Raw genomic sequence first — 22,502 nt, 5'->3', positions numbered from 1 at the left:
GACTTCGGTGCCAGAACTCCTTGTGCTGACCAGAATCCAGGGCGGCTGGGACCTCTTCCAGACCAGCTACGTCGAGGCTGCCCGGGCGCTCCGGAGAAACTCCGGACAGCTCGCGGACCTCTGGGCCGAACGCCGTCGTGCGGTGGAGCTGCACCCGCTCTCCGACGACCTGCGGGAGCTCTACGGCGCCCAGATCGACCGGAGCCGTGCCGCCATGACAAGGCTGGCTCCCCCTCTGCTGCAGAGGTACGCCGACCATGCCGTGCCGCTGATCGAACATTCCTGGTTGCGGAGCATCCCCTTGCGGAGCAGCGCGGTCGAGGCGGCCCGGGTCGTACTGAAGGAGCTCTCGCTCCCGGACGAGGAAGCACTGGCCACGGTCAGCAGCCCACCGGGCGGCGGTCCGGCCGGCCGGACCGCCAGGACGGCCACCGGCTTTCGCATCCTGGCCACCGACGACGGCACCACATCGTCCCTCACGGTGCTCCTCCACGAGCTGGGGCACTTCCTCTACGAAGCCGATCCCGGGCCGGGGCCGACCGAGGGCATCGTGCACTACGTCGAATCCGAAGCCGCAGCGCTGGCTCTCGGGCGGGTGGGGTTCGACAGGTACCTCGCCGCACTCCCGGACGCCGGCGAGAGGCGGCGGCTCTGGGCCTCGTACTGCCGCACCGAAGCCTGGCTGAACCACTTCTACTTCTTGACGGAGGCCGCCGAGCTGAGCCTCTGCGAGCCGCCTCCGGGCACGTTGGACATGCTCTACCTCCGGGACACGTACAGCAGCACGGTCGGATACCAGTTCGTGTACGCCGCGGCATCGAGCCTCATGGCCGATCACCCGGAGCAGTTCGTCACCCGGCTCGCCCCGGCGAGCAGCCCGGGCAGGACCCGTGGGCCTTTCGCCCTGCCCGAGTATCCGGAATCGACCTGGCACACCGCCGCCACCACCGCACAGGAGAGGAGATGACCTCCACATGGTGATCGATCACGTAGGACAGGACCCCCAGGACGAGGTCGCGGCGCGCTTCTCCAGCAAGATCGACCGGAGCAGGGTCGTCCAGCAGACCGGCGAAGGACTCTGGCTGGTCCTCGGCCACCCAGAAGCAGTACAGCTCCTGAGGGACCGCACCGTGAGCAGCATGACCAGGAAGCCCGGGCTCGGGATCTGGGAGCAGGTCTCCTCGCGTTTCTTCATGTTCAAGGACGCCCAGCAGCACATGCGGCTGCGGCGCATGGTCAGCGACTGCTTCACACCCGCCCGCCTGGCGGAGCTGAAGGCCGGCATCCGTCAGGCGACCTGTGACCACCTGGACCGGCTCGACGAGGTCGCCTCGGCCGGGGGCCGGCAGACCGACATCATGGCGACGGTGGCCTACCCGGTCGCGTCGGATGCCATCTGCCGTCTGCTGGGCGTGTCCCCGGTCGAGGGAGCCTTCCTCGGCCGGTGGGCCGTCTCCCTGTCGCAGCACACCAGTGACGAGCAGTTCAACCGCAGTGCCGATGAGATCCTCGCCTTCTTCCAGGAACAGCTGTCCGCCCACCGCGAGGCCCCCGGAGGATCGGGACTGTTGCCGATCATGGCCGAGCGGGCCGTCGCCGCGGGCATCGACGACGACGAACTGCTCGCCACCTGCATCCTGTTGGTGGTCGCGGGCTTCGAGACGAGCGCGAACTTCTTCGGGAACATGCTGCTGTCGCTGCTGTGGCGTCGTGATCGGTTCGAGCGGCTGGTGGCCGACGAGGCACTGGTCGCGCCGGCGATCGAGGAGCTCCTGCGGCTGCACAGCCCGGCGCACGTGGTGATGCGCAGGACGACCGAGGACACCGTCGTGGGAGACACGGTCATACCGGCCGAGGCCCAGGTCGCCGTACTCCTGGGGCTGTGCAACCGGGACCCGCGGGTTTTCGACGATCCGGACGCGTACCGCCTGGACCGCGCCTCCAATCCCCACCTCAGCTTCTCCCAGGGCCCGCACTACTGCGTGGGCGCGTCACTGGCCCGGGTCGAGCTGGAAGCGATGCTGCGCGCGGTCCTCGACCGCCTCCCCCTGCTGTCCCTCCACGCGGAGCAGCCGCTGCGCTGGTCCGGCCGCTTCCTGGGGAGGGGCCTTGACCAACTGGAGGTCCTCGCGTCATGAGTGCACTGAACGAAGTCACCGTCGGGAACCCGTCCGCGGTGGAACCGGCCTTGTTGTGGGGACCCCTGCGGCTGGGGCTGGGCGGCAACCGCTTGGCCGGACCCGATTCCTTCGGCCCGCCGCGGGACGAGAACGAGAGCCGCAGGGTCGTCCACCTCGCCTGTGACAGCGGGGTGGCCGTGATCGACACCGCCGACTGCTACGGCCCCTACTGGTCCGAGCGCATCATCGGAGAGGCGCTGAGCCGGCGTGACTCCCGGCCGCTCGTGGCCACCAAGGTGGGTGTGGTGCGTGACGCGTCCGCCGGCTGGGCCGTCGACGCACGGCCGGAGGGCCTGGCCCGGTCCGCCGAAGGCAGTCTGCGCAGGCTGAAGCTCGAAGCAGTCGATGTGCTGCAGCTGCATCACCCCTCCACCAGGATTCCCCTGGAGGCTCAGGTCGGTGCCCTGCAGGACATCCGGCGCCGCGGCCTGGCCCGTCATGTCGGACTGTGCAACGTGACGCTCGAGCAGCTTCAGCGTGCCGAGCGCGAAGGGCCGATCGCCAGCGTGCAGAACCATCTGCACGCCCTGCGCATCACACCGGACGACCTGCGCCTGGTCGAGTACTGCAAGGACCGGGGCATCACCGTCATGGCCTACCAGCCTTTCGCCGAAGGCGCCTTGCTGACCGAGCCGAGGACGGTGCGCGCGGCCGAACGCAAGGGCGTTCCCGCTGCCCAGGTGGCGCTCGGCGTGCTGCTCGACCTCGGTGACCACGTGGTGCCGCTTCCCGGATCGGGCTCGACCCGCCACGTGCAGGCCAATGTCGACGCCGTCGTGGACCACCTCGGCCTGGCCGACCGCGTCTCCCGTCCGGCACCGACCGGTGCGGAGCAGCTGTGATGCGACTGCCCGAACGCTCGGGGCCGCGGCCTGCCACCAGTGCCACCGTGCCGCACCAGCAGCTCACCCACAACTCCGCGTACTACGTACAGCGACGGCTCCTGCACCGGTGCGAGGAGCTCGCCGGCGTCGAGGTGTCCGCCACCAGGGTGTCCGTCCCGGGCGCCGTCGGCCTTCACCTCACGGAGGCGGGGGAACACGGCCGGCCGTTCGAGTTCGCGCACGCCCACCCTTCGTACGACGGCTCCTGGCACGTCAGCCTGCCGGCGGCCGAGGCGGCCTCGGTCGTCGAGGCGGGATGGGGCGAGTACCACCCGCTCGCCGGTGACCGGCTCCCCCGGGGCACCGTTCTGCTGTTCGCACCGAGGGACGGCCAAGAATCCGATGTCTGCTTCGACGTCCTGAAGAGCGCGCATGCTTTCGCTTCCCGCACTCTGGGGGTATCCCATGACTGACGACACCTACGGTTCCGTGTGCGTGCTGGGCGCCGGCCGTTTCGGAACCGCTCTTGCCCTACGCCTGATGGACCGCGGGGTCAGCACTCGGGTCGCGACCCGCCGTGCCGATGCCGGGACGCCCGGCCGCTCGGGCCCCCTGCTGGACCGGCGGGCCGTGCGGCCGACGCTCGAAGCGCTCGACGGAGCGGACATCGTGGTACTCGCGCTTCCCTTCGCCGCTGCGCTGAACCTGGCGGAGAAGTTCCCCGGGTTCGCCGAGGGCCGGATCGTCGTGGATGCCACGAACCCGCTGACCGAGGAGGGCGATGGCATCGTCCTGCCTCCCGACACCAGTGGAGCGGTCGAAATCGCCCGGCGCATCCCGTACGCGCGTCTGGTCAAGGCCTTCAGCACCTGCACCACGGAAGACCTCACCTCGGACGGCACGGGGGCGCTCAATCTGGTGGCGGGGGACGACGAGCAGGCCAAGCAGACCGTGCTGCGACTGTCCCGTCACCTCGGTCTCGCCGCGCTCGACGCCGGCGTACTGGCCCACTGCGGTGTCCTGGAAGGGATGGCGCTCCTGCGCGAGGAGATCCGTCGTCGCAACCCGGCCGCCGCTGCTGCCCGCCGCCTGACGGGAGCGCTGCTCCTGCCCGGTACCGGGGCGCAATTCCCATGCTGAACTGGGGATTCATCGGGGCCGGCCATGTGGCCCGGATCGCCATGGCACCGGCGGTGCACCAGTCCCGGCTGGGTACCCTGCGGATCGCGGCCGCCAGGGAACTGCGGCGGGCCGAGCTCCTCTCCCCCCGGAAGGCGACCACCGACTACGAGGACGTGCTGGCGGACGACGCCGTGGACGTCGTGTACATCAGCCTGAGCAACGAGAGCCACCTGGCCTGGTGCGTCAAGGCGCTCGAGGCGGGGAAGCACGTGCTGTGCGAAAAGCCGCTCGCCCTGTCGGCCGCACAGGTGGACCGGATCGCGGAAGCCGCCGACCGTGCCGGGCGCACCGTCTCGGAGGCCATGTGGTACCGGTGGCACCCACGGATGCGTTCGGCAGAACGGATCGCCGCGTCCTTCGGACACGGAGCGCACATCGACGCGACGTTCGCCGTGCACCGGGCGGACCACGGCAACTACCGCTGGGACCCGGCGCGGGGCGGCGGCGCACTCTACGACCTGGGGGGCTACGTTCTGAGCGCGGTACTGGCCGTGAACGGCTGGCAGGCGCCCCGGATCGTATCGAGTGCCATGACCACCGGCCCGACCGGAATCGACACGAGCACCACGGCATCACTGGCATGGGACAACGGCGCAACGGCCGCGGTTCACGTGTCGTTCACAGCAGAACGACCGCGTGAGGTCCTCGCTCTGCGCGGAGCCGGAGAGCAGCTCTCGCTGCCCGACTGGCCGTTCTCCGCGGTGGCCCGGGACACCGTGCACCTGGTCCACCGCGACACATCCGGCCGGGAGACGGTGACGGAGTACTCCGACGTCAACTCCTACCGCCTGATGGTGGACGGGTTCAATCGCGTGGTGGTCGGCGGGAGCGGTGAGCACGACTGGACGATGCCGCTCGTCGAGTCCCGTGCCGTAGCCGCGCTGTCCGAAGCCGTGGCGCGTGAAGCCTCACCCAAGGAGAACTGACGATGGACCCCACACCCGGCAGCCGGCCCTTCCAGAAGCTGTGGGCAGCCACCGCCACGTCGAACCTTTCGGACGGGGTGAGCTTGGCCGCAGCGCCCCTGCTCGCGGCCACCGTGACCCACGACCCGGCGCTGATCGCCGGCATCACCGTGGCACAGAGGGCCCCGTGGCTGGTCCTGGCCTTCCTCTCCGGAGCCCTCGCAGACCGGCTGGATCGCAAGCGTGTCGCACAGGCGGCGAACTGGATACGCGTCGCCGGATTCGCGGCCCTCGTGGTGGCGGTCCTCGGCGACGCCGTCTCCATGCCGCTGCTCTACGCGGTCTTCTTCGCCATCGGGACGGCCGAGACGCTCTATGACAGTTCGTCGTCCGCGTGGCTTCCGACCCTGGTGGCCCCGGACGATCTGGGCCGGGCCAACGGACGGTTGCAGACGACGTTCGTCGTCTGCAACGAGTTCGTCGGACCGCCGATGGGCGGATTCCTCTTCGCCTCCGCGGCCGCGGCCCCGTTCGTGCTCGGGGCCGGCGGCTATCTGGCCGCCGTCGGCCTGCTGGCGCTGATCCCCTCGGCCACCTGCCACCGGCAGGAGCCGTCCGCGGAGCCCCTGACGGTGAAGGGCATCACCGCGGACATCGCCGTCGGCGCGCGGTGGTACTGGTCGTCGCCGACGCTGCGGTCGCTGAGTGTCGTCGCGGCGATGGGCAACGCTGTCAGCGCTGCCACCTACGGCATCCTCGTACTCCTTGCCACGGACGTGCTGGGCGTCACCTCCAGCTGGTACGGCGTCCTGCTCGCGGCCGGTGCCATCGGCGCGGTCATCGGCGGCCTCGTGGCCGGCAAGGTCGGCGAGTGGATGCCGCTGGGCACGCTGATCCTGGTGACGAACCTGCTGTCGGCCGGGTCCATCATCGGCATGGGGCTGGCGATCAGCCCGGCGGCCACCGTCGCCTTCATGGCGCTGGACGGCTTCGTCGTCCTGATCCAGACCATCCAGGTCGTCACCTTCCGACAGCAGATCGTGCCGAACGAACTGATGGGCCGCGTCACCGCGGCCTACCGGTCCGTCGCCGTGGGCGCTTTCACCGTCGGAGGAATAGTGGGCGGCCTGGTGGCGAAATTCTTCGGAATCCCTGCCGCCTTCTACGTCGGTGGTACCGCCATGGCGCTCACTGCCTTCGCGGTCCTGCCCGTGCTGAACAACAAGCGCCTCGCCCAGGTGAAAAAAGAGGCAGCAGATCCGGAAGAGACTTCCGACTCTCATTCGATGAAGGAGGACGAAAGTGAAGGAATTCACTCTCGATGACCTGGTGCGCATCCTGCGGGAATGCGCCGACCCGGACGTCTGGACCGAAATCGAGCTGGGCAGAGGCACGGCGGACGAGGACTTCGACAGCCTCGGGTACGACTCGCTGTCACTGTTCAACACACTGACGCGCATCGAGAACGAATTCAGAGTCGAGCTTTCGTTCGACATCGTCTACACGGCCGCGACCCCAGGGACCCTGGTGAAGGTGGTCAACGAAGTTCTTCTGAACAACGCGTAAAGAGAGAGGGGGCAGAGGAATGTGCGGAATCGCCGGGTGGGTGGACTTCGGACACGACGTGTCGGCACGGCACGAAGAGATCCGGAACATGACCGACACGCTGGCTTGCCGCGGCCCGGATGCGGAGGGGATGTGGACGGCTCCCCACGTGGCTCTGGGCCACCGCCGGCTCGCCATTATCGACCTCGACGGCGGTCGGCAGCCGATGACGGACGAGCGCTCCGGCCATGAGCGTGTGACGCTCACGTTCTGCGGAGAGGTCTACAATTTCTCCGAGCTCGGTACTGAGCTGATCGGGCACGGCCACACGTTCCGCACGCGCAGCGACACCGAAGTGGTGCTCCGCGCTTATCTCCAATGGGGCCCCTCATTCGTCGAACGTCTGAACGGGATGTTCGCGCTGGCGATCTGGGACGGCCGGAACGAGGAACTGATCCTCGTCCGCGACCGTATGGGCGTCAAGCCCCTGTATTACTTCCCCACCCCGGACGGTGTGCTCTTCGGGTCCGAGCCGAAAGCCGTACTGGCCCACCCGGCGGTGTCCGCCCGGGTGAATTCCGATGGATTGCGCGAAGTCCTCGACATGGTGAAGACGCCGGAAGCGGCCGTCTATTCGGGCATGTACGAGGTCCGGCCCGGGCACCTCGTGCGGGTGAGCCGGAAGGGGCTGACCAAGCACCGCTACTGGGCGCTGGAGGCCCGCGAGCACACCGACGACCTCGGTACGACGATCCGGACGGTCCGGGAGCTCCTGGAAGACACGGTCCAGCGCCAGATGGTGTCGGACGTCCCCCTGTCCTCCCTGCTCTCCGGGGGCTTGGACTCGTCCGCCATCACGGCCCTGGCAGCCCGAACACGGGGATCGGGCCGGCTGAGGTCCTTCTCCGTCGACTTCGCCGAAGCCGCCGCCGGGTTCCGGCCCGATGCGGTACGCGGCGCGGCCGATGCCCCCTACGCACGCGAGCTGGCCCGGCACGTCGATGCCGACCACACCGAAATCATCCTGGACAGCGGCGAGTTGCTCAGCCCCGCCGTGCGCGCGGCCGTCCTGCGGGCCACGGACCTGCCGCCGGCCTACTGGGGTGACATGTGGCCGTCGCTCTACCTGTTGTTCAAGGCCGTGAAGCGGCACACCACCGTGGCGCTGTCGGGGGAATCGGCGGACGAGCTCTTCGGCGGATACCGGTGGTTCCACAATCCGGGGGCCGTACGTGCGGACACCTTCCCGTGGCTCACTTCGGGTTCGGCCCGCTATTTCGGCGGGCTCCAACTGCTCGACCGGGGTCTGGTGGAGAAGCTCGACATTCCCGGATACCGCCAGGACCGCTATCACGAGGCCCTCAGCGAAGTGCCCGTATTGCCGGGCGAGGACCCGGACGAACGCCGGATGAGGGAGATGAGCTATCTCAACCTCACCCGCTTCGTCCAGACCCTGCTGGACCGCAAGGACCGAATGAGCATGGCGGTCGGCCTGGAGGTCCGGGTCCCCTTCTGCGACCACAGGCTGGTCGACTACGTGTTCAACACCCCCTGGGCGATGAAGGCATTCGACGGCCGGGAGAAGAGCCTGCTCCGCGCTGCCACGGCCGATCTGCTGCCCGCGTCCATTCTGGAACGCGTCAAGACTCCGTACCCGACCACTCAGGACCCGGCGTACGAGAGCGGTCTGCGCACAGAGATGGCCGAGATCCTCCGCGACGGCAACGCCCCGGTGCGGTCCCTGCTCGACGTGGAGAAGGTGCGGGCGGTCCTGGACCGGCCGCAGAGCGCGACCAGCCGGTCCTACGACCGGGGCAGTCTTGAGATGGCGATCTGGCTGAACAGGTGGCTCGGCTCCTACGACGTCACTCTGGACCTGTGACACCGGAGTCGCCGAGGAGGTCCGAGGTGGCCAGCAGATAGCCGAGCTGTGCCCGGTTGGTGGACCCCAGCTGCTCGGCGATCTTCGCGATGTGCGAACGACAGGTCCGGACGCTCATGCCCAGGCGCCGGGCGATGGCCTCGTCGACGTAACCGGAGATCAGGAGCTGGCAGATGGTCCGGCGGATGCCCGGGATCACGCTGGGCTCCTCCCGGCTCCGGCTGCTGGAAGTGAGGGGGGTGCCGCGCTGCCAGGCGCGCTCGTAGACGTCCACGAGAAAGGTGATGAGAGCCTGGTTGCGGACTTCGAGAGCGCTCTGCCGGTCGCTGCGGGCCGGGATGAACGCCACGTCACGGTCAAAGATGATCATCCGCTCGAAGAGCTCGTCCAGGGTCCGGACCTGTGCTGATGCGCCGGTGTCGGTGATCTGTTGGATGTAGTCCATGGTCGCCGGGTTGTAGCGCACGGTGTGCTGGTACAGCGTGCGCAGCCGGACACCGCGGCCGAGCAGGTCCCGGCTGCGCTGCAGGGCCTCGGACAGGACCGCCGAGGAGCGACCGCCGCCGGGCTGGGACGTCAGCAGCTCGGAGTTGCACCTCTGGGTAGCATCGTCGATGGCGGCGTTGATGGCCGGCAGGCCCTCGAGCATCACCAGGTCCGCGGTGGGGCGCCGCTGGGCGTTGTAGAGGGCCTCGATCGGGTCCAGGGCTCGCTGGAGTCCTTGGGCGACCGCCCGGCGCTGGTGGATCTCCTCCTCGATGGGGCGCACGAGCATGGCGAGGGCGTAGGACGGGCGGATGGGCGTCAGTGACTGCTCGGCACCGGCACCGGGGCCGGGCTGGAGGAGCTGCAACCGCAGGAGGCAGGCGGGCGCGGAAGGCTGATCGGCGTGCCCGGTACGGACCGCGTCCGTGTAGTACTCGACGCCCCGCTCGCAGAGCACGCCATTGATATCGCACTCATTGCCCGATTCGCACGCTTCGTTCATGTTCAGCCTCCTGCAATGTCACTTCATGAGCACCTTCAACTCTTGTACGGCTGAAGCTGTCGGGAGAAGCTCTCATCCATCGCGGGTAAGGCGCCCACGAATGAGGGGGAAATGATGAAGCTTCTTCACAAGGCTACCGGGCTGGCAATCGCGCTCATTGCGTTTGTCGCGGTCCTCACAACTACTGGCCCTACCGACCTCAATTCGGCGGGCACCGAAACTCACGCATCTGCCAGTGCCCCCGGTCCCGCCAAGGCTCCGGACCCCGGGTGGGATTAATCACTCCGCTGGGGGACTCGGGCCGGGCGTGGCACCAATGAACCGGAAAACCATGCGACATCTGCCGCCACCGTACGAACCGCCGCAAAGCTCTGGTGACCTCACGCGGCGCCTGGAATCGCTCCTCGCGGCGGATGTGCCGGCCGTCTGCCCCGTGTACGTGGGGCTGGCACTCCCCGTGCCCTGTTCACCGAAGCACGCGATCGCGACCTACGCCATTGCCGAGCATTTGGCGCGGCGCGATGTCGAGGCGCTTCCTGCCTTCAGCAAAATACCGCCCCGTAGGCTGCGCGTCCTTACCGCGGCCAGTTGGGGCCGTGCGGACGCGGTGGGGCCGGAGGTCGACCACCTTCCGACGGATCTGGCGACCGGACTGTGGTGGCGGATCAGTGAACTCTGCAAGCATTCCGAGGATCTGACGCCGCTCGAACGCGACACGGCCGGCACGTTGATGCTGCGGCTGGGCTACCCCGAGCAGGCGGCACGGCTGCTCGGGATCACCGACGTACTGGCGGGCATGCCGGCCTTCCCCCGGGACGTTCGGCCGGAGCACGCACTCGCCCGGGTGACCGTCTCCCTGCAGTTGCATCCCCGGCCCGCTCTCGTGGTGACGCAGGCCCTTCGAGCGGTGGCCGATCCCCGCCTGTCAGTCCTGACCCGCCTGACACTGGCGGGCTTCGCGATGCCGCTCGAAGCGAGCCGTGAGGCCGGGTCCGGGGCCCTGCACGAGACCGTCCGCCTGGCCGAACAAGCGCTGACGCGACTGATCGACGTGGAACCGGAGCACCGGTGGGTCGAGCGCAGGGTCCTTCGGTCGCTCGCCGACGCCGCCGTCCTGAGAGGGGAACCCGAAGCCGCGTCCGCCTATCTGGACCGGGCCGCATTGGGCGCGATGGGCATGCGACCGCAAGGCAGCCTGCAGCGACTGGCATGGGACGAAGAGTTACTCGCTCTCCTCGCGTCCCAAGGGCGTGCTTGCCGGGGCCGGGACGACGCCGAGGGCGCTGTGGCCGCCACGTCCCGCATGCCGGGCATCGCTCCGTACGACGCACACGCCTGGGCCGCCCACGGCTACGCGCTCCTGGCCTCGGGCCGGCTGGACGAGTCGCTCCACGCGTACGAGGAGATGCTCCCCCTGGGCGGACATCCGGTGGCCACGGCCGCGTTCCACCTCGGCTGGATACACGAGAGCCGCGGAGACCGAAGACGCGCCCAGGACGCTTACGCGTACTCGCACTCGATCGATCCCACGGTTCCCGCCGTCAAGGAGAGGCTGTCCTCCTTTCGCTGACGGCGCCCCCGGCCAGCGCCGGTGGGGACCGCAACGTCCCCACGGAACAACCAACCAAGAAAGACGTCTGATGTTCGAGGCTCACCACCACGCACGCATGCTCGCCGACGCCACGCGGCTGACCGCGTTCCACGACGCCATGGCGGAGGTGATCGCAGACGGGGACCGGGTCCTCGACGCAGGAACGGGTACGGGCATCCTCGCGGCCATGGCCTCGCAGCTGACCGCGGGGACGGTCGTCGCGGTCGAGTACCTCGAGGACACCGCTTCCTTCGCGAAGCAGGCCTTGCGGGCCTCGGACCTCGACCGCGTCGAAGTCGTCCAGGGCAATGCGGTCCAGGTCGACATCGGCACGCCCCCCGACGTCGTCGTCTCGGAAACGATCGGGTCCCTCGGACCCGAGGAGAACATCGTGGGCCTGACCCACGCCCTGCGGCAGCGCTATCCCGGCATACGGGCCTTCATCCCGTCACGGCTGCGCGTTCTGGCGGAGCCGGTCGTCTCGCCGGAGGCGGACGCTCTGCGCGCGAGCGTCATCGGCGCGTTCACCCGGGAACAGCCGGGCGGGATGTCGTTCGCCTCCGTACTGCCGCAGGCGGAGCATGCTCTGGGCAGCCAGATCATCACCGCGAAGATGACCGACGCGACCTCGGCCGGACCGGCCCGGCCACTCGTCGAATACGACCTGGGCACCACACCGGAAGCCGACTTCAGCCGGACGCTGTCCCTCGGCGACTCCCCGGCCAATGCCGTGCACCTCTACTTCGAGGCGCCCCTGTCCCCGGCCGTGACCCTCAGCAGCCACCGCACCGCGGCGTTCACGCACTGGGGCCATTCGTACATCGTCCGCCCGCCCCACGCCTCCGCGGTCACGATCGGCTACCGCAGCGCCGACCGACGCTTCACCTGCCGCTGGGATCGCACAGCTGAGCTCGACTCACCGCTGTGACGGGGGTGATCGGCGGGACGAACGACACCCGTGCGGCCGAACCGCTGACGGCGTGAGCGGACCTCCGCGCGCCGAGATCCACATTCCGGGGCCGCCTCCGGGGGCAGCCTGCCTCGGGCACAGGCCCGAGTACGGCGAACTCGAAGTCATCGTGGTGGAGGCTGCCGAGGTGCTCGACGGCGCAGCGCAGGCCCTGGACCTGGCCCCATCGGGCGTCCTCCTGGCGGCGACGCAGCCACAGTCCCTCCGAGCAGGGCGCGTTTCTGCAAGTTGGGGCACGCGGAGGGCGCGGCGAGGGTAGAGAGGTCCAGCCAACAAACAAGCCCCAGGTCGCTGACCTGGGGCTTCATATCTGAGCGGATGACGGGAATCGAACCCGCGCTATAAGCTTGGGAAGCTCATGTTCTACCATTAAACTACATCCGCGTGGCGGTCCAGTGGCCTGGAGCCGTATCGTCGCTCACTCTACCTCATGATCGACCCCCGGTGAATTTGCCGCGGGGTCGTCGTCGTGTTCCGGGGGCATCGGGGTTCGTGGGGGCGGGAGTTGGGCGTAACGTGAGGGTGCGGAGCGGCGGCTGGAGTGGGTGTTGTTCATCCCCTAATGTGGCGATTCGTCGCAGTACGGTTCGTTGGGGAAAGGGACTCGATGGAGCACACCGTCGTCCGTTGTGCCGAAGGGCATGTTTTCAGCACCGCCTCGTTCCCGCTGCAGCATCTCGGTGCCGGCCGGATCGGCCCCGGGCGGCTGCTGCGCTGTCCACGGTGCGCGAGGCTGCGGCACGCGGTGCCGGTGGGCGGTCCCAAGCGGTAGGGACCGGTCGGGGCCCCTGTGGCGGGTGAGCCGCAGGGGTGCGGAGACAGGTCGTCGCGTGCGGCCAGGCGCGCGGGGTGCCGCTCTCGATTGGGGGTGGCCCGCGCGCTCTGCGTATCCTCGGGACGTGCTTCTCTCTGACAAAGACATCCGGGCCGAGATCGACAGCGGACGGGTTCGCATCGACCCGTTCGAGGAATCGATGGTGCAGCCCTCCAGCATCGATGTACGTCTCGACCGGTTTTTCCGGGTGTTCGAGAATCACCGCTACGCGCACATCGACCCCGCGGTCGAGCAGCCCGACCTGACCAGAATGGTCGAGCCCGAGGGCGACGAGGCGTTCATCCTGCATCCGGGTGAGTTCGTACTCGCCTCGACGTACGAGGTCATCTCGCTGCCCGAGGACGTCGCTTCCCGGCTGGAGGGCAAATCCAGTCTGGGCCGTCTCGGCCTGGTGACGCATTCGACCGCGGGATTCATCGACCCCGGGTTCTCGGGCCACGTGACCCTGGAGCTGTCGAACCTCGCCACGCTGCCGATCAAGCTGTGGCCGGGCATGAAGATCGGGCAGCTGTGCCTGTTCCGGCTCAGCTCCCCCGCCGAGTTCCCGTACGGGAGCGAGCGGTACGGATCGCGCTACCAGGGCCAGCGCGGGCCCACGGCCTCGCGGTCCTTCCAGAACTTCCACCGTACCCAGGTGAGGCACGAGGCATGAGCGACGTACGCGAGAACCTGAACTACGAGGGCTTCGGGCGCGCCGTCCGCGAGCTGGCCCAGACCGTCGCCGACGACGGCTACGAGCCCGACATCATCCTGAGCATCGCCCGCGGCGGGGTCTTCGTCGCCGGCGGACTGGCGTACGCGCTCGACTGCAAGAACATCCACCTGGTGAACGTCGAGTTCTACACCGGTGTGGGGACCACGCTCGAAATGCCGGTGATGCTGGCACCCGTGCCCGAGGCGATCGACTTCACCGACAAGAAGGTCCTCATCGCCGATGACGTGGCCGACACCGGGAAGACGCTGAAGCTCGTCCACGACTTCTGCCTGGGCCATGTCGCCGAGGTGCGTTCCGCCGTGATCTACGAGAAGTCCCACTCGCTCGTGAAGTGCGAGTACGTGTGGAAGAAGACCGACGAGTGGATCAATTTCCCCTGGTCGGTCGAGCCGCCCGTGGTGAAGCGCGAGGGCCAGGTCCTCGACGCCTGAGTCACGGCCACGGATGCCGGCAGGAACGCCGGTACCGGTAGGAATGCCGGTACGGATACGGCCACGGATACGGGGAGGGCCCGTCGCGCGGATCTCGCGCGACGGGCCCTCCCCGTACGGGTGTCCGTATCCGTGGCCGTGGACGGGTTGTGGACGCGGGTTACAGCGTGCCCAGCTTGATGAGCGACAGGACGGCGATCAGCTGGATCGCGGACGCGCCCAGGGCCTTCGGCCACGGCAGGTCGTGCACCTTGCTCATCAGCGAGGTGAAGAGCGCGCCGGCCGCGATCCAGGTGACCCAGCCCAGCACCTGCACCACCATGTTGTCGCCGCCGAGGAAGAGGGCGAAGAACAGGCGCGGCGCGTCCGTGACGGACATGACCAGCATCGACAGGCCCACGGTCGGCTGCCACGTGCCGTCGCCGCCCAGCTGGCGGGCCAGGGTGTGCGTGACCGCGCCCAGGATCAGGCCGAGGACGACGAAGGCCAGGCCGGAGCTCAGGACGATCGGGACGGCCTTGGCGAACGTCGAGTTGATGGCGTCGGCGCGCGCGTCGTCGAGGCCGAAGAGCGCGAGCATGCCGTAGACGAAGGTCACGGTCAGCGCGGGAGCCCAGACGGCGTGGTCGCGCATCTGGAGGAAGGTCTGGCCGGGCCGCGTCACGATGCCGCGGAACAGCTCCTTCCACGGCAGCCGCGGTCCGGCCGGGGCCGCCGCCGCGCCCGCCTGGTAGGTGCCGCCCTGGTGGTACAGGTCCTCGCCGTACGCGAACGCCTGGGTGTGCCCCGGGTTGTCGTTCGCGTACGAGGGCGCCCCCTGCGGGGGGTGGCCGTACGGGGGCCGCGCCTGGGGCTGCTGGCCGTACGGGTCGAAGTACTCGGGCTCGCCGTGGCCCCCGGCGGCCTGCTGAGGCCACTGCTGTTGCGGGGGAGGCCCGGCGGGAGGGTAGGGCTGCTGGCCGTACGGTGCCTGCGGCGGTTGCTGCTGCTGACCGTACGGCTGCTGCCGCGGGGGTTGTTGCGCGGGTTGTCGCGGGGTGCGGTTGTTGTCCCGGCCGCGTCCGATCCTGAATCCAGCCACGTGAGCGAACGTACCTGGTCCGGCGGGTTCCGGGGGACGGGCGGTCGGAAGACGGGGCGTTTGCGGCTGACCTGTGACATCCCCTAGGGGTACCCCGAGAGGCGGGTCCCGCCCCTCGGGAACACCCTCCGCAACACCTGTGGGGACACCGGCGAGAAGGCCCGAACCTGCGGAAACGGCCGGTCCCCCGGGTCGGGGGACCGGCCGCTGAGGTCCGGTGCCGTGCTGTTCCGCCGGCCGCTAGGGCTTCGGGGCGGCCTCGTTCTTGTCCTCGGCCTTGTCCTTCGTGGTGGCCTCGGCCGGAGCCTCGGCCTCCGGCTCGGCCCCGGGCGCAGCCTCGGCGTCCGCCTTCGGCTCCGCCGTGACCTCGACCTCGACCACGGCCTCGACCACGGCCTCGGGCTCGGGCTCGGGCGCAGCCTCGGCCACGGGCTCCGGCTCAGGCTCCGGCTCCGGGACGCGGACCGATTCCAGGAGCAGCTGGGCCACGTCCACGACCTGGACGGACTGCTTGGCCTGGCCCTCGTTCTTCTTCCCGTTCACCGAGTCGGTGAGCATCACCAGGCAGAACGGGCACGCCGTCGAGACGATGTCCGGGTTGAGGGAGAGGGCCTCGTCGACCCGCTCGTTGTTGATGCGCTTGCCGATCCGCTCCTCCATCCACATCCGCGCGCCGCCCGCGCCGCAGCAGAAGCCCCGCTCCTTGTGGCGGTGCATCTCCTGCTGGCGCAGCCCCGGCACGGCCGACATGATCTCGCGCGGCGGCGTGTAGACCTTGTTGTGGCGGCCCAGGTAGCACGGGTCGTGGTAGGTGATCAGGCCCTCGACCGGCGTGACCGGGAGCAGCCGGCCCTCGTCGATCAGGTGCTGGAGCAGCTGCGTGTGGTGGATGACCTCGTAGTCGCCGCCCAGCTGCGGGTACTCGTTGGCGATGGTGTTGAAGCAGTGCGGGCAGGTCGAGACGATCCGCTTCGCCGCCTTCGGCTTCTTCGTCGCCGGGTCCTCGTCGTCCTCGCCGAAGGCCATGTTCAGCATGGCCACGTTCTCCTGGGCGAGCTGCTGGAAGAGCGGCTCGTTGCCCAGGCGGCGCGGGGAGTCGCCGGTGCACTTCTCGTCGCCGCCCATGATCGCGAACTTGACGCCCGCGATGTTCAGCAGCTCGGCGAAGGCCTTCGTGGTCTTCTTGGCCCGGTCCTCCAGGGCGCCCGCGCAGCCGACCCAGTAGAGGTAGTCGTACTCCGAGAGGTCCTCGGCGTCCTTGCCGATGATCGGGACCTCGAAGTCGACATCCTTGGTCCACTCGACGCGCGCCTTCTTGGCCAGGCCCCAGGGGTTGCCCTTCTTCTCCAGGTTCTTGAGCATGGTGCCCGCCTCGGACGGGAACGCGCTCTCGATCATCACCTGGTAGCGGCGCATGTCGACGATGTGGTCGATGTGCTCGATGTCGACCGGGCACTGTTCCACGCACGCGCCGCAGGTCGTGCAGGACCACAGCACGTCCGGGTCGATGACGCCGTTCTCCTCGGCCGTCCCGATCAGCGGGCGTTCGGCCTCGGCGAGAGCGGCGGCGGGGACGTCCTTGAGCTGCTCGGGCGTCGCCTTCTCGTTGCCTTCCGCGTCCTTGCCGCCGCCCGCGAGCAGGTACGGGGCCTTGGCGTGCGCGTGGTCGCGCAGCGACATGATCAGGAGCTTCGGGGAGAGCGGCTTGCCGGTGTTCCAGGCGGGGCACTGCGACTGGCAGCGTCCGCACTCGGTGCACGTGGAGAAGTCGAGGATGCCCTTCCAGGAGAACTGCTCGACCTGGGAGACGCCGAAGACGTCGTCCTCGCCCGGGTCCTCGAAGTCGATCTCCTTGCCGCCGCTGGTCATCGGCTGGAGGGCGCCGAGGGCGACGTCGCCGTCCGCGTTCCGCTTGAACCAGATGTTCGGGAAGCCGAGGAAGCGGTGCCAGGCGACACCCATGTTGGTGTTGAGCGAGACGACGATCATCCAGATCATCGAGACGCCGACCTTGACCATCGCGGTGAGGTAGATGGCGTTCTGGAGGGCGCCGAGCGACATCCCCTTGAAGGCCAGGACCAGCGGGTACGAGGCGAAGTACGCGGGCTCGTAGCTGTCCACGTGGTGGATCGCGCCCTCAAGGCCGCGCAGGATCAAGATCGCGAGGCCGATGGTGAGGATGACGTACTCGACGAAGTACGCCTGCCCGGACTTCGAGCCCGTGAAGCGCGACTTGCGACCGGCCCGCGAGGGCAGGTTGAGCAGCCGGATCGCCATCAGGACGAGGATGCCGACGATCGTCATCACGCCGATGAACTCGGTGTAGAACTCGAACGGGAGCCAGCTCCCGACGATCGGCAGCAGCCAGTCGGCCTGGAAGAGCTGTCCGTACGCCTGCACCAGCGTCGGCGGCAGGGTCAGGAAGCCGATCGCGACGAACCAGTGGGCGAAGCCGACGATGCCCCAGCGGTTCATCCGGCTGTGGCCGAGGAACTCCCGGGTCAGGGTGATCGTCCGGGCCTTCGGGTCGTTCGTCCGGCTGCCCGTCGGTACGGGCCGGCCGAGCTGTACGAACCGGTAGATCTGCGCCACGGCTCGGGAGAGCAGCGCGACGCCGATCACGGTCAGGACCAGCGACACGATGATCGCGGCGAGTTGCATGGGAGGGCTCCTCGGGCGGGACTTACTAAGCGGTAACTTACGCAGTCAAGGCTTGAGGTTACCCATTCCCGACGCCGCAATGTAGCCGAGCGCGCGGTGATCTGTGTCGCTCAGGTCCGCTCAGGTCCGCCTTCGGCCGCTCAGGCCCACCTCTGCCGGCAGGCCGCGCGCGGGGTCCGCGCCAGGATCGCCAGATCCGTCCCGAGCCAGTGGTGCTCCACATAATGCCGGTCGAGCAGGGCCATCTCCTCCCACGGCAGGTCCGAGCGGTCGCTCACCTGCCACAGCCCGGTCATCCCGGGCCGGACGAGGAGCCGCTCGGGCCGGTCCGTACGGGGCTCCGGGCGCGGCCCGACCAGCGACATCTCGCCCCGCACCACGTTGAGGAGCTGCGGCAGCGCGTCCAGACCGCACCGCTCCACGGCCGCCCCCGCCGGGCCCGTGTCCGTCCGCAGCCGCCAGGTCCGGAAGGGCCGCCCGCCCAGCCCGGCCGCCGGTTCCCGTACGAGGGCCCGCGCGCCCAGCGTCACGTACAGCAGCCCGGCGGCCAGCAGCAGCGGCGCCGCGAGGACGGTCAGCAGGAGCAGGGCGCCGGTGAGGTCGAGGGCCCGTTTGGCGTGCGGTGGGGTGGGTGCGCGGAAGACGGCGGGGGCGGTAGGGGCGGTAGGGGCGGTAGGGGCGGTAGGGGCGGTAGGGGCAGTGGGGACAGCGGGGGTGGTGGGGACGGCCGGGGTGGGTGCGGTGGGTGCGGGGGCGGGCGGGGGGAGCGGGGGCGGCATGCGGGAACGGTGTCGCACCCGGGTGGCGGCCCCGGTGCGCCGCGCGGTGGCCGCGCCGGGGCCGTCCCCCGCACGGCGTACTTGCGTGTAAGGGCAGCCTAAAGATTGAGTCGACTCGACTCAGCTCTGTTGACACCTTTCCGGCTCTGTTGCATCCTTGAGTCTGTTCCACTCAAGTCAGCTGGAGGAATCGAAATGGCACGTGCGGTCGGCATCGACCTGGGCACCACTAACTCCGTCGTCAGCGTTCTGGAAGGCGGCGAGCCCACCGTCATCACCAACGCCGAGGGCGCCAGGACCACGCCGTCCGTCGTCGCCTTCGCCAAGAACGGCGAGGTCCTCGTCGGCGAGGTGGCCAAGCGCCAGGCGGTCACGAACGTGGACCGGACCATCCGCTCGGTGAAGCGCCACATGGGCACCGACTGGAAGATCAACCTGGACGGCAAGGACTTCAACCCGCAGCAGATGAGCGCCTTCATCCTGCAGAAGCTGAAGCGCGACGCCGAGGCGTACCTGGGCGAGAAGGTCACGGACGCGGTCATCACCGTCCCGGCCTACTTCAACGACTCCGAGCGCCAGGCGACGAAGGAGGCCGGCGAGATCGCGGGCCTGAACGTCCTGCGTATTGTCAATGAGCCGACGGCCGCCGCCCTGGCCTACGGCCTCGACAAGGACGACCAGACCATTCTCGTCTTCGACCTCGGTGGCGGCACCTTCGACGTCTCGCTGCTGGAGATCGGCGACGGTGTCGTCGAGGTCAAGGCCACCAACGGTGACAACCACCTCGGTGGCGACGACTGGGACCAGCGCGTCGTCGACCACCTCGTGAAGCAGTTCCAGAACGGCCACGGCGTCGACCTCGCCAAGGACAAGATGGCGCTCCAGCGCCTGCGCGAGGCCGCCGAGAAGGCGAAGATCGAGCTCTCCTCCTCCACGGAGACCACGATCAACCTGCCCTACATCACGGCCTCCGCCGAGGGCCCGCTGCACCTGGACGAGAAGCTCACGCGCTCGCAGTTCCAGCAGCTCACCGCGGACCTGCTCGACCGGTGCAAGACCCCGTTCCACAACGTCATCAAGGACGCGGGCATCGCACTGAAGGAGATCGACCACGTCGTTCTGGTCGGCGGCTCCACCCGGATGCCCGCCGTCGCCGAGCTCGTCAAGGAGCTGACCGGCGGCCAGGACGCCAACAAGGGCGTCAACCCGGACGAGGTCGTCGCCATCGGCGCGACCCTCCAGGCGGGCGTGCTCAAGGGCGAGGTCAAGGACGTCCTGCTCCTCGACGTCACCCCGCTGTCCCTCGGCATCGAGACCAAGGGCGGCATCATGACCAAGCTCATCGAGCGCAACACCACGATCCCGACCAAGCGGTCCGAGATCTTCACGACGGCCGAGGACAACCAGCCGTCCGTGCAGATCCAGGTCTACCAGGGCGAGCGCGAGATCGCGGCGTACAACAAGAAGCTCGGCATGTTCGAGCTGACCGGCCTGCCGCCGGCCCCGCGTGGCGTCCCGCAGATCGAGGTCTCCTTCGACATCGACGCGAACGGCATCATGCACGTCACGGCCAAGGACCTCGGCACGGGCAAGGAGCAGAAGATGACCGTCACCGGCGGCTCCTCGCTCGGCAAGGACGAGGTCGACCGGATGCGCCAGGAGGCCGAGCAGTACGCGGAGGAGGACCTGCGCCGCAAGGAGGCCGCCGAGTCCCGCAACCAGGGTGAGCAGCTCGTCTACCAGACGGAGAAGTTCCTCGCGGACAACGCGGACAAGGTCCCGGCCGACGTCAAGGGCGAGGTCGAGACGGCCGTCACCGAGCTGAAGGACAAGCTCAAGGGCGAGGACGCCGCGGAGATCCGCACCGCGACGGAGAAGCTCGCCGCGGTCAGCCAGAAGCTCGGCCAGGCCCTCTACGCCGATGCCCAGGCCGCCGGTGGCGCGCCGACCGGTGACGCCGGCGCGCAGGCCAAGGCCGACGACGACGTCGTCGACGCCGAGATCGTCGACGACGAGAAGCCGAAGGGTGGCGCGGCCTGATGCCGGAGGAGACCCCGGGATTCGACGAGAAGCCCGAAGTTCCCGCCGGCGCCACGCCCGACGACGCCGAGCCGAAGGCCGCCGACCCCTCCGAGGAGGGGACGGCGGCCCCGGCCGGGGACTCCGCGGCACAGGACACCGCCCTGCTGGCCCAGCTGGACCAGGCCCGTACCGCGCTCTCCGAGCGCACCGCGGACCTCCAGCGGCTCCAGGCCGAGTACCAGAACTACCGCCGCCGGGTGGAGCGGGACCGGATCACCGTCAAGGAGATCGCGGTCGCCTCGCTCCTGGCGGAGCTGCTCCCGACCCTGGACGACGTCGGCCGGGCGCGCGAGCACGGCGAACTGGTCGGCGGCTTCAAGTCGGTGGCGGAATCGCTGGAGACGGTCGTCGCCAAGATGGGCCTCCAGCAGTTCGGCAAGGAGGGCGAGCCCTTCGACCCGACGATCCACGAGGCCCTGATGCACTCGTACGCGCCGGACGTCACCGAGACGACCTGTGTGGCGATCCTGCAGCCGGGGTACCGGATCGGCGAGCGGACCATCCGCCCCGCGCGGGTCGCGGTGGCCGAGCCCCAGCCGGGCACGGCCGCCAAGTCCGAGTCCGCGGACGGCGAGGCCCCGTCGGACAAGGACGCGGATGCCCCCGACAAGGGCTGACGCACCTCACGTGACGGCACGGAAGGAGGGACACCGGGGATGAGCACGAAGGACTTCGTGGAGAAGGACTACTACAAGGTCCTCGGTGTCCCGAAGGACGCCACCGAGGCCGAGATCAAGAAGGCGTACCGGAAGCTCGCCCGCGAGTTCCACCCGGACGCCAACAAGGGCGACACCTCGGCCGAGGAGCGGTTCAAGGAGATCTCCGAGGCGAACGACATCCTCGGTGACGCCAAGAAGCGCAAGGAGTACGACGAGGCCCGCGCCCTGTTCGGCAACGGAGGATTCCGTGCCGGGCCGGGCGGGGGCGGCGGCGGCTCCTTCAACTTCGACCTGGGCGACCTCTTCGGCGGCGCCCAGCAGGGCGGCGGCCAGGCCGGCGGCTTCGGCGGCGGCCTGGGCGACGTCTTCGGCGGCCTGTTCAACCGCGGCGCCGGTCCCGGCGCCGGTCAGGGGACCCGGGTCCAGCCGCGCCGGGGCCAGGACATCGAGTCGGAGGTCACCCTCTCCTTCACGGAGGCGGTGGACGGGGCCACGGTCCCGCTCCGGATGTCCTCCCAGGCACCCTGCAAGGCGTGCGCGGGCACCGGCGACAAGAACGGCACCCCGCGCGTCTGCCCGACCTGTGTCGGCACCGGCCAGGTCTCGCGGGGCAGCGGCGGCGGATTCTCGCTGACCGACCCCTGCGCGGACTGCAAGGGCCGCGGCCTGATCGCCGAGACCCCCTGCGACGTCTGCAAGGGCAGCGGCCGGGCCCGCAGCTCCCGCACCATGCAGGTGCGCATCCCGCCGGGCGTCTCGGACGGGCAGCGCATCCGGCTGCGCGGCAAGGGCGCCCCGGGCGAGCGCGGCGGCCCCGCCGGTGACCTCTACGTCGTCGTGCACGTCGACAGCCACCCGGTCTTCGGCCGCAAGGACGACAACCTGACGGTGACCGTGCCGGTGACCTTCGCGGAGGCGGCCCTCGGCGCCGACATCAGGGTCCCGACCCTGGCCGGCCCGTCGGTGACGCTGAAACTTCCGCCGGGCACCCCGGGCGGGCGGACGATGCGGGCCCGCGGCAAGGGTGCGGTCCGCAAGGACGGCACCCGTGGCGACCTGCTGGTGACGGTGGAGATCGCCGTCCCGGCGGAGCTGTCCGACAAGGCCCGGGAAGCACTGGAGACCTACCGCGACGCCACGGCGTCCGAGGACCCGCGCGCCACGTTGTTCGAGTCCGCGAAGGGAGCCTGAC

Annotated in this window: 20 protein-coding genes and 1 tRNA gene; 16 read left to right on the top strand and 5 right to left on the bottom strand. The window is 69.3% G+C overall.

The features are described 5' to 3' along the window. Window positions 1-7 precede the first annotated feature (7 nt). Genes ACIA5F_RS00505 through asnB form a run of 9 tightly spaced genes read left to right on the top strand, consistent with a single transcriptional unit; the run spans window position 8 to window position 8,518 of the window. Window positions 8-967, top strand: coding sequence for a hypothetical protein (locus tag ACIA5F_RS00505; protein ID WP_399347554.1), 960 nt, complete (start codon window positions 8-10; stop codon window positions 965-967). Window positions 968-974: 7 nt separating this feature from the next. Then, complete coding sequence (locus ACIA5F_RS00500) at window positions 975-2,138, top strand: cytochrome P450 (protein WP_399347552.1); 1,164 nt, start codon at window positions 975-977, stop codon at window positions 2,136-2,138. Continuing rightward, window positions 2,135-3,022, top strand: a complete 888-nt coding sequence (locus ACIA5F_RS00495) for an aldo/keto reductase (protein WP_399347550.1) — start codon at window positions 2,135-2,137, stop codon at window positions 3,020-3,022. Before ACIA5F_RS00500 ends, ACIA5F_RS00495 begins: the two co-directional genes overlap by 4 nt. Then, window positions 3,022-3,477: a hypothetical protein gene (locus ACIA5F_RS00490; RefSeq protein WP_399347548.1), complete on the top strand. Its 456-nt coding sequence runs from the start codon at window positions 3,022-3,024 to the stop codon at window positions 3,475-3,477. Before ACIA5F_RS00495 ends, ACIA5F_RS00490 begins: the two co-directional genes overlap by 1 nt. Beyond that, a complete protein-coding gene (locus ACIA5F_RS00485; RefSeq protein ID WP_399347546.1) occupies window positions 3,470-4,144 on the top strand; it encodes an NADPH-dependent F420 reductase in 675 nt (224 codons plus the stop codon). The genes ACIA5F_RS00490 and ACIA5F_RS00485 overlap by 8 nt, the downstream gene beginning before the upstream one ends. Next, complete coding sequence (locus ACIA5F_RS00480; protein ID WP_399347544.1) at window positions 4,138-5,112, top strand: Gfo/Idh/MocA family protein; 975 nt, start codon at window positions 4,138-4,140, stop codon at window positions 5,110-5,112. Before ACIA5F_RS00485 ends, ACIA5F_RS00480 begins: the two co-directional genes overlap by 7 nt. A gap of 2 nt (window positions 5,113-5,114) precedes the next feature. Then, window positions 5,115-6,416, top strand: a complete 1,302-nt coding sequence (locus tag ACIA5F_RS00475; protein WP_399347542.1) for an MFS transporter — start codon at window positions 5,115-5,117, stop codon at window positions 6,414-6,416. After that, window positions 6,394-6,657: an acyl carrier protein gene (locus ACIA5F_RS00470; protein WP_399347540.1), complete on the top strand. Its 264-nt coding sequence runs from the start codon at window positions 6,394-6,396 to the stop codon at window positions 6,655-6,657. The genes ACIA5F_RS00475 and ACIA5F_RS00470 overlap by 23 nt, the downstream gene beginning before the upstream one ends. Window positions 6,658-6,676: 19 nt before the next feature. Continuing rightward, window positions 6,677-8,518: an asparagine synthase (glutamine-hydrolyzing) gene (gene asnB, locus ACIA5F_RS00465; protein ID WP_399347538.1), complete on the top strand. Its 1,842-nt coding sequence runs from the start codon at window positions 6,677-6,679 to the stop codon at window positions 8,516-8,518. On the opposite strand, the gene ACIA5F_RS00460 is transcribed toward asnB, so the two are convergent. Beyond that, the gene (locus tag ACIA5F_RS00460) at window positions 8,502-9,506 is read right to left on the bottom strand and encodes a LuxR C-terminal-related transcriptional regulator (RefSeq protein ID WP_399347536.1); all 1,005 of its coding nucleotides are present in this window, start codon (window positions 9,504-9,506) and stop codon (window positions 8,502-8,504) included. The genes asnB and ACIA5F_RS00460 overlap by 17 nt on opposite strands. A 331-nt stretch (window positions 9,507-9,837) precedes the next feature. Here ACIA5F_RS00460 and ACIA5F_RS00455 point away from each other — a divergent pair, with 331 nt between their 5' ends. Both ACIA5F_RS00455 and ACIA5F_RS00450 read left to right on the top strand, forming a co-directional pair. Further along, window positions 9,838-11,076, top strand: coding sequence for a hypothetical protein (locus ACIA5F_RS00455; protein ID WP_399347534.1), 1,239 nt, complete (start codon window positions 9,838-9,840; stop codon window positions 11,074-11,076). A 70-nt stretch (window positions 11,077-11,146) separates the two neighbouring features. Continuing rightward, a complete protein-coding gene (locus ACIA5F_RS00450) occupies window positions 11,147-12,025 on the top strand; it encodes a methyltransferase domain-containing protein (protein WP_399347533.1) in 879 nt (292 codons plus the stop codon). Window positions 12,026-12,380: 355 nt separating this feature from the next. On the opposite strand, the gene ACIA5F_RS00445 is transcribed toward ACIA5F_RS00450, so the two are convergent. Continuing rightward, window positions 12,381-12,451: transfer RNA gene (locus tag ACIA5F_RS00445), tRNA-Gly, on the bottom strand. 515 nt (window positions 12,452-12,966) lie between these two features. Between ACIA5F_RS00445 and dcd the strand changes: the two genes are divergently transcribed. Both dcd and ACIA5F_RS00435 read left to right on the top strand, forming a co-directional pair. Beyond that, window positions 12,967-13,554, top strand: a complete 588-nt coding sequence (dcd, locus tag ACIA5F_RS00440) for a dCTP deaminase (protein WP_399347531.1) — start codon at window positions 12,967-12,969, stop codon at window positions 13,552-13,554. Continuing rightward, window positions 13,551-14,048, top strand: a complete 498-nt coding sequence (locus tag ACIA5F_RS00435; RefSeq protein WP_399347529.1) for a phosphoribosyltransferase — start codon at window positions 13,551-13,553, stop codon at window positions 14,046-14,048. The genes dcd and ACIA5F_RS00435 overlap by 4 nt, the downstream gene beginning before the upstream one ends. A gap of 160 nt (window positions 14,049-14,208) precedes the next feature. Here the strand turns inward: ACIA5F_RS00435 and ACIA5F_RS00430 are convergent, their stop codons facing one another. The 3 genes from ACIA5F_RS00430 to ACIA5F_RS00420 form a co-directional block, all read right to left on the bottom strand. Further along, entirely contained in the window at window positions 14,209-15,129 is a 921-nt protein-coding gene (locus tag ACIA5F_RS00430) for a Yip1 family protein (protein ID WP_399347527.1), read from the bottom strand. A 240-nt stretch (window positions 15,130-15,369) separates the two neighbouring features. Continuing rightward, window positions 15,370-17,790, bottom strand: coding sequence for a heterodisulfide reductase-related iron-sulfur binding cluster (locus tag ACIA5F_RS00425; protein WP_399347525.1), 2,421 nt, complete (start codon window positions 17,788-17,790; stop codon window positions 15,370-15,372). Between the two features lie 140 nt (window positions 17,791-17,930). Continuing rightward, window positions 17,931-18,569 carry a sugar transferase gene (locus tag ACIA5F_RS00420; protein ID WP_399347523.1) on the bottom strand — a complete coding sequence of 213 codons (639 nt, stop codon included), beginning with the start codon at window positions 18,567-18,569 and terminating at the stop codon, window positions 17,931-17,933. 195 nt (window positions 18,570-18,764) lie between these two features. On the opposite strand from ACIA5F_RS00420, the gene dnaK reads away from it, so the two are divergent. The 3 genes from dnaK to dnaJ are packed head-to-tail and all read left to right on the top strand — an operon-like array spanning window position 18,765 to window position 22,501. Continuing rightward, a complete protein-coding gene (dnaK, locus tag ACIA5F_RS00415) occupies window positions 18,765-20,609 on the top strand; it encodes a molecular chaperone DnaK (RefSeq protein ID WP_399347521.1) in 1,845 nt (614 codons plus the stop codon). Beyond that, entirely contained in the window at window positions 20,609-21,268 is a 660-nt protein-coding gene (gene grpE / locus ACIA5F_RS00410) for a nucleotide exchange factor GrpE (RefSeq protein ID WP_399347519.1), read from the top strand. Before dnaK ends, grpE begins: the two co-directional genes overlap by 1 nt. Before the next feature lie 39 nt (window positions 21,269-21,307). Further along, on the top strand, window positions 21,308-22,501 hold the full coding sequence (gene dnaJ, locus ACIA5F_RS00405) for a molecular chaperone DnaJ (protein WP_399347517.1): 1,194 nt from the start codon (window positions 21,308-21,310) through the stop codon (window positions 22,499-22,501). Window position 22,502: the final 1 nt, after the last annotated feature.

This window comes from Streptomyces sp. NPDC051567, from assembly GCF_044454165.1.
Lineage (GTDB): Bacteria > Actinomycetota > Actinomycetes > Streptomycetales > Streptomycetaceae > Streptomyces.
Note: the sequence above shows the minus strand (reverse complement) of the source record. Positions and strands in the feature narration are given on the sequence as shown.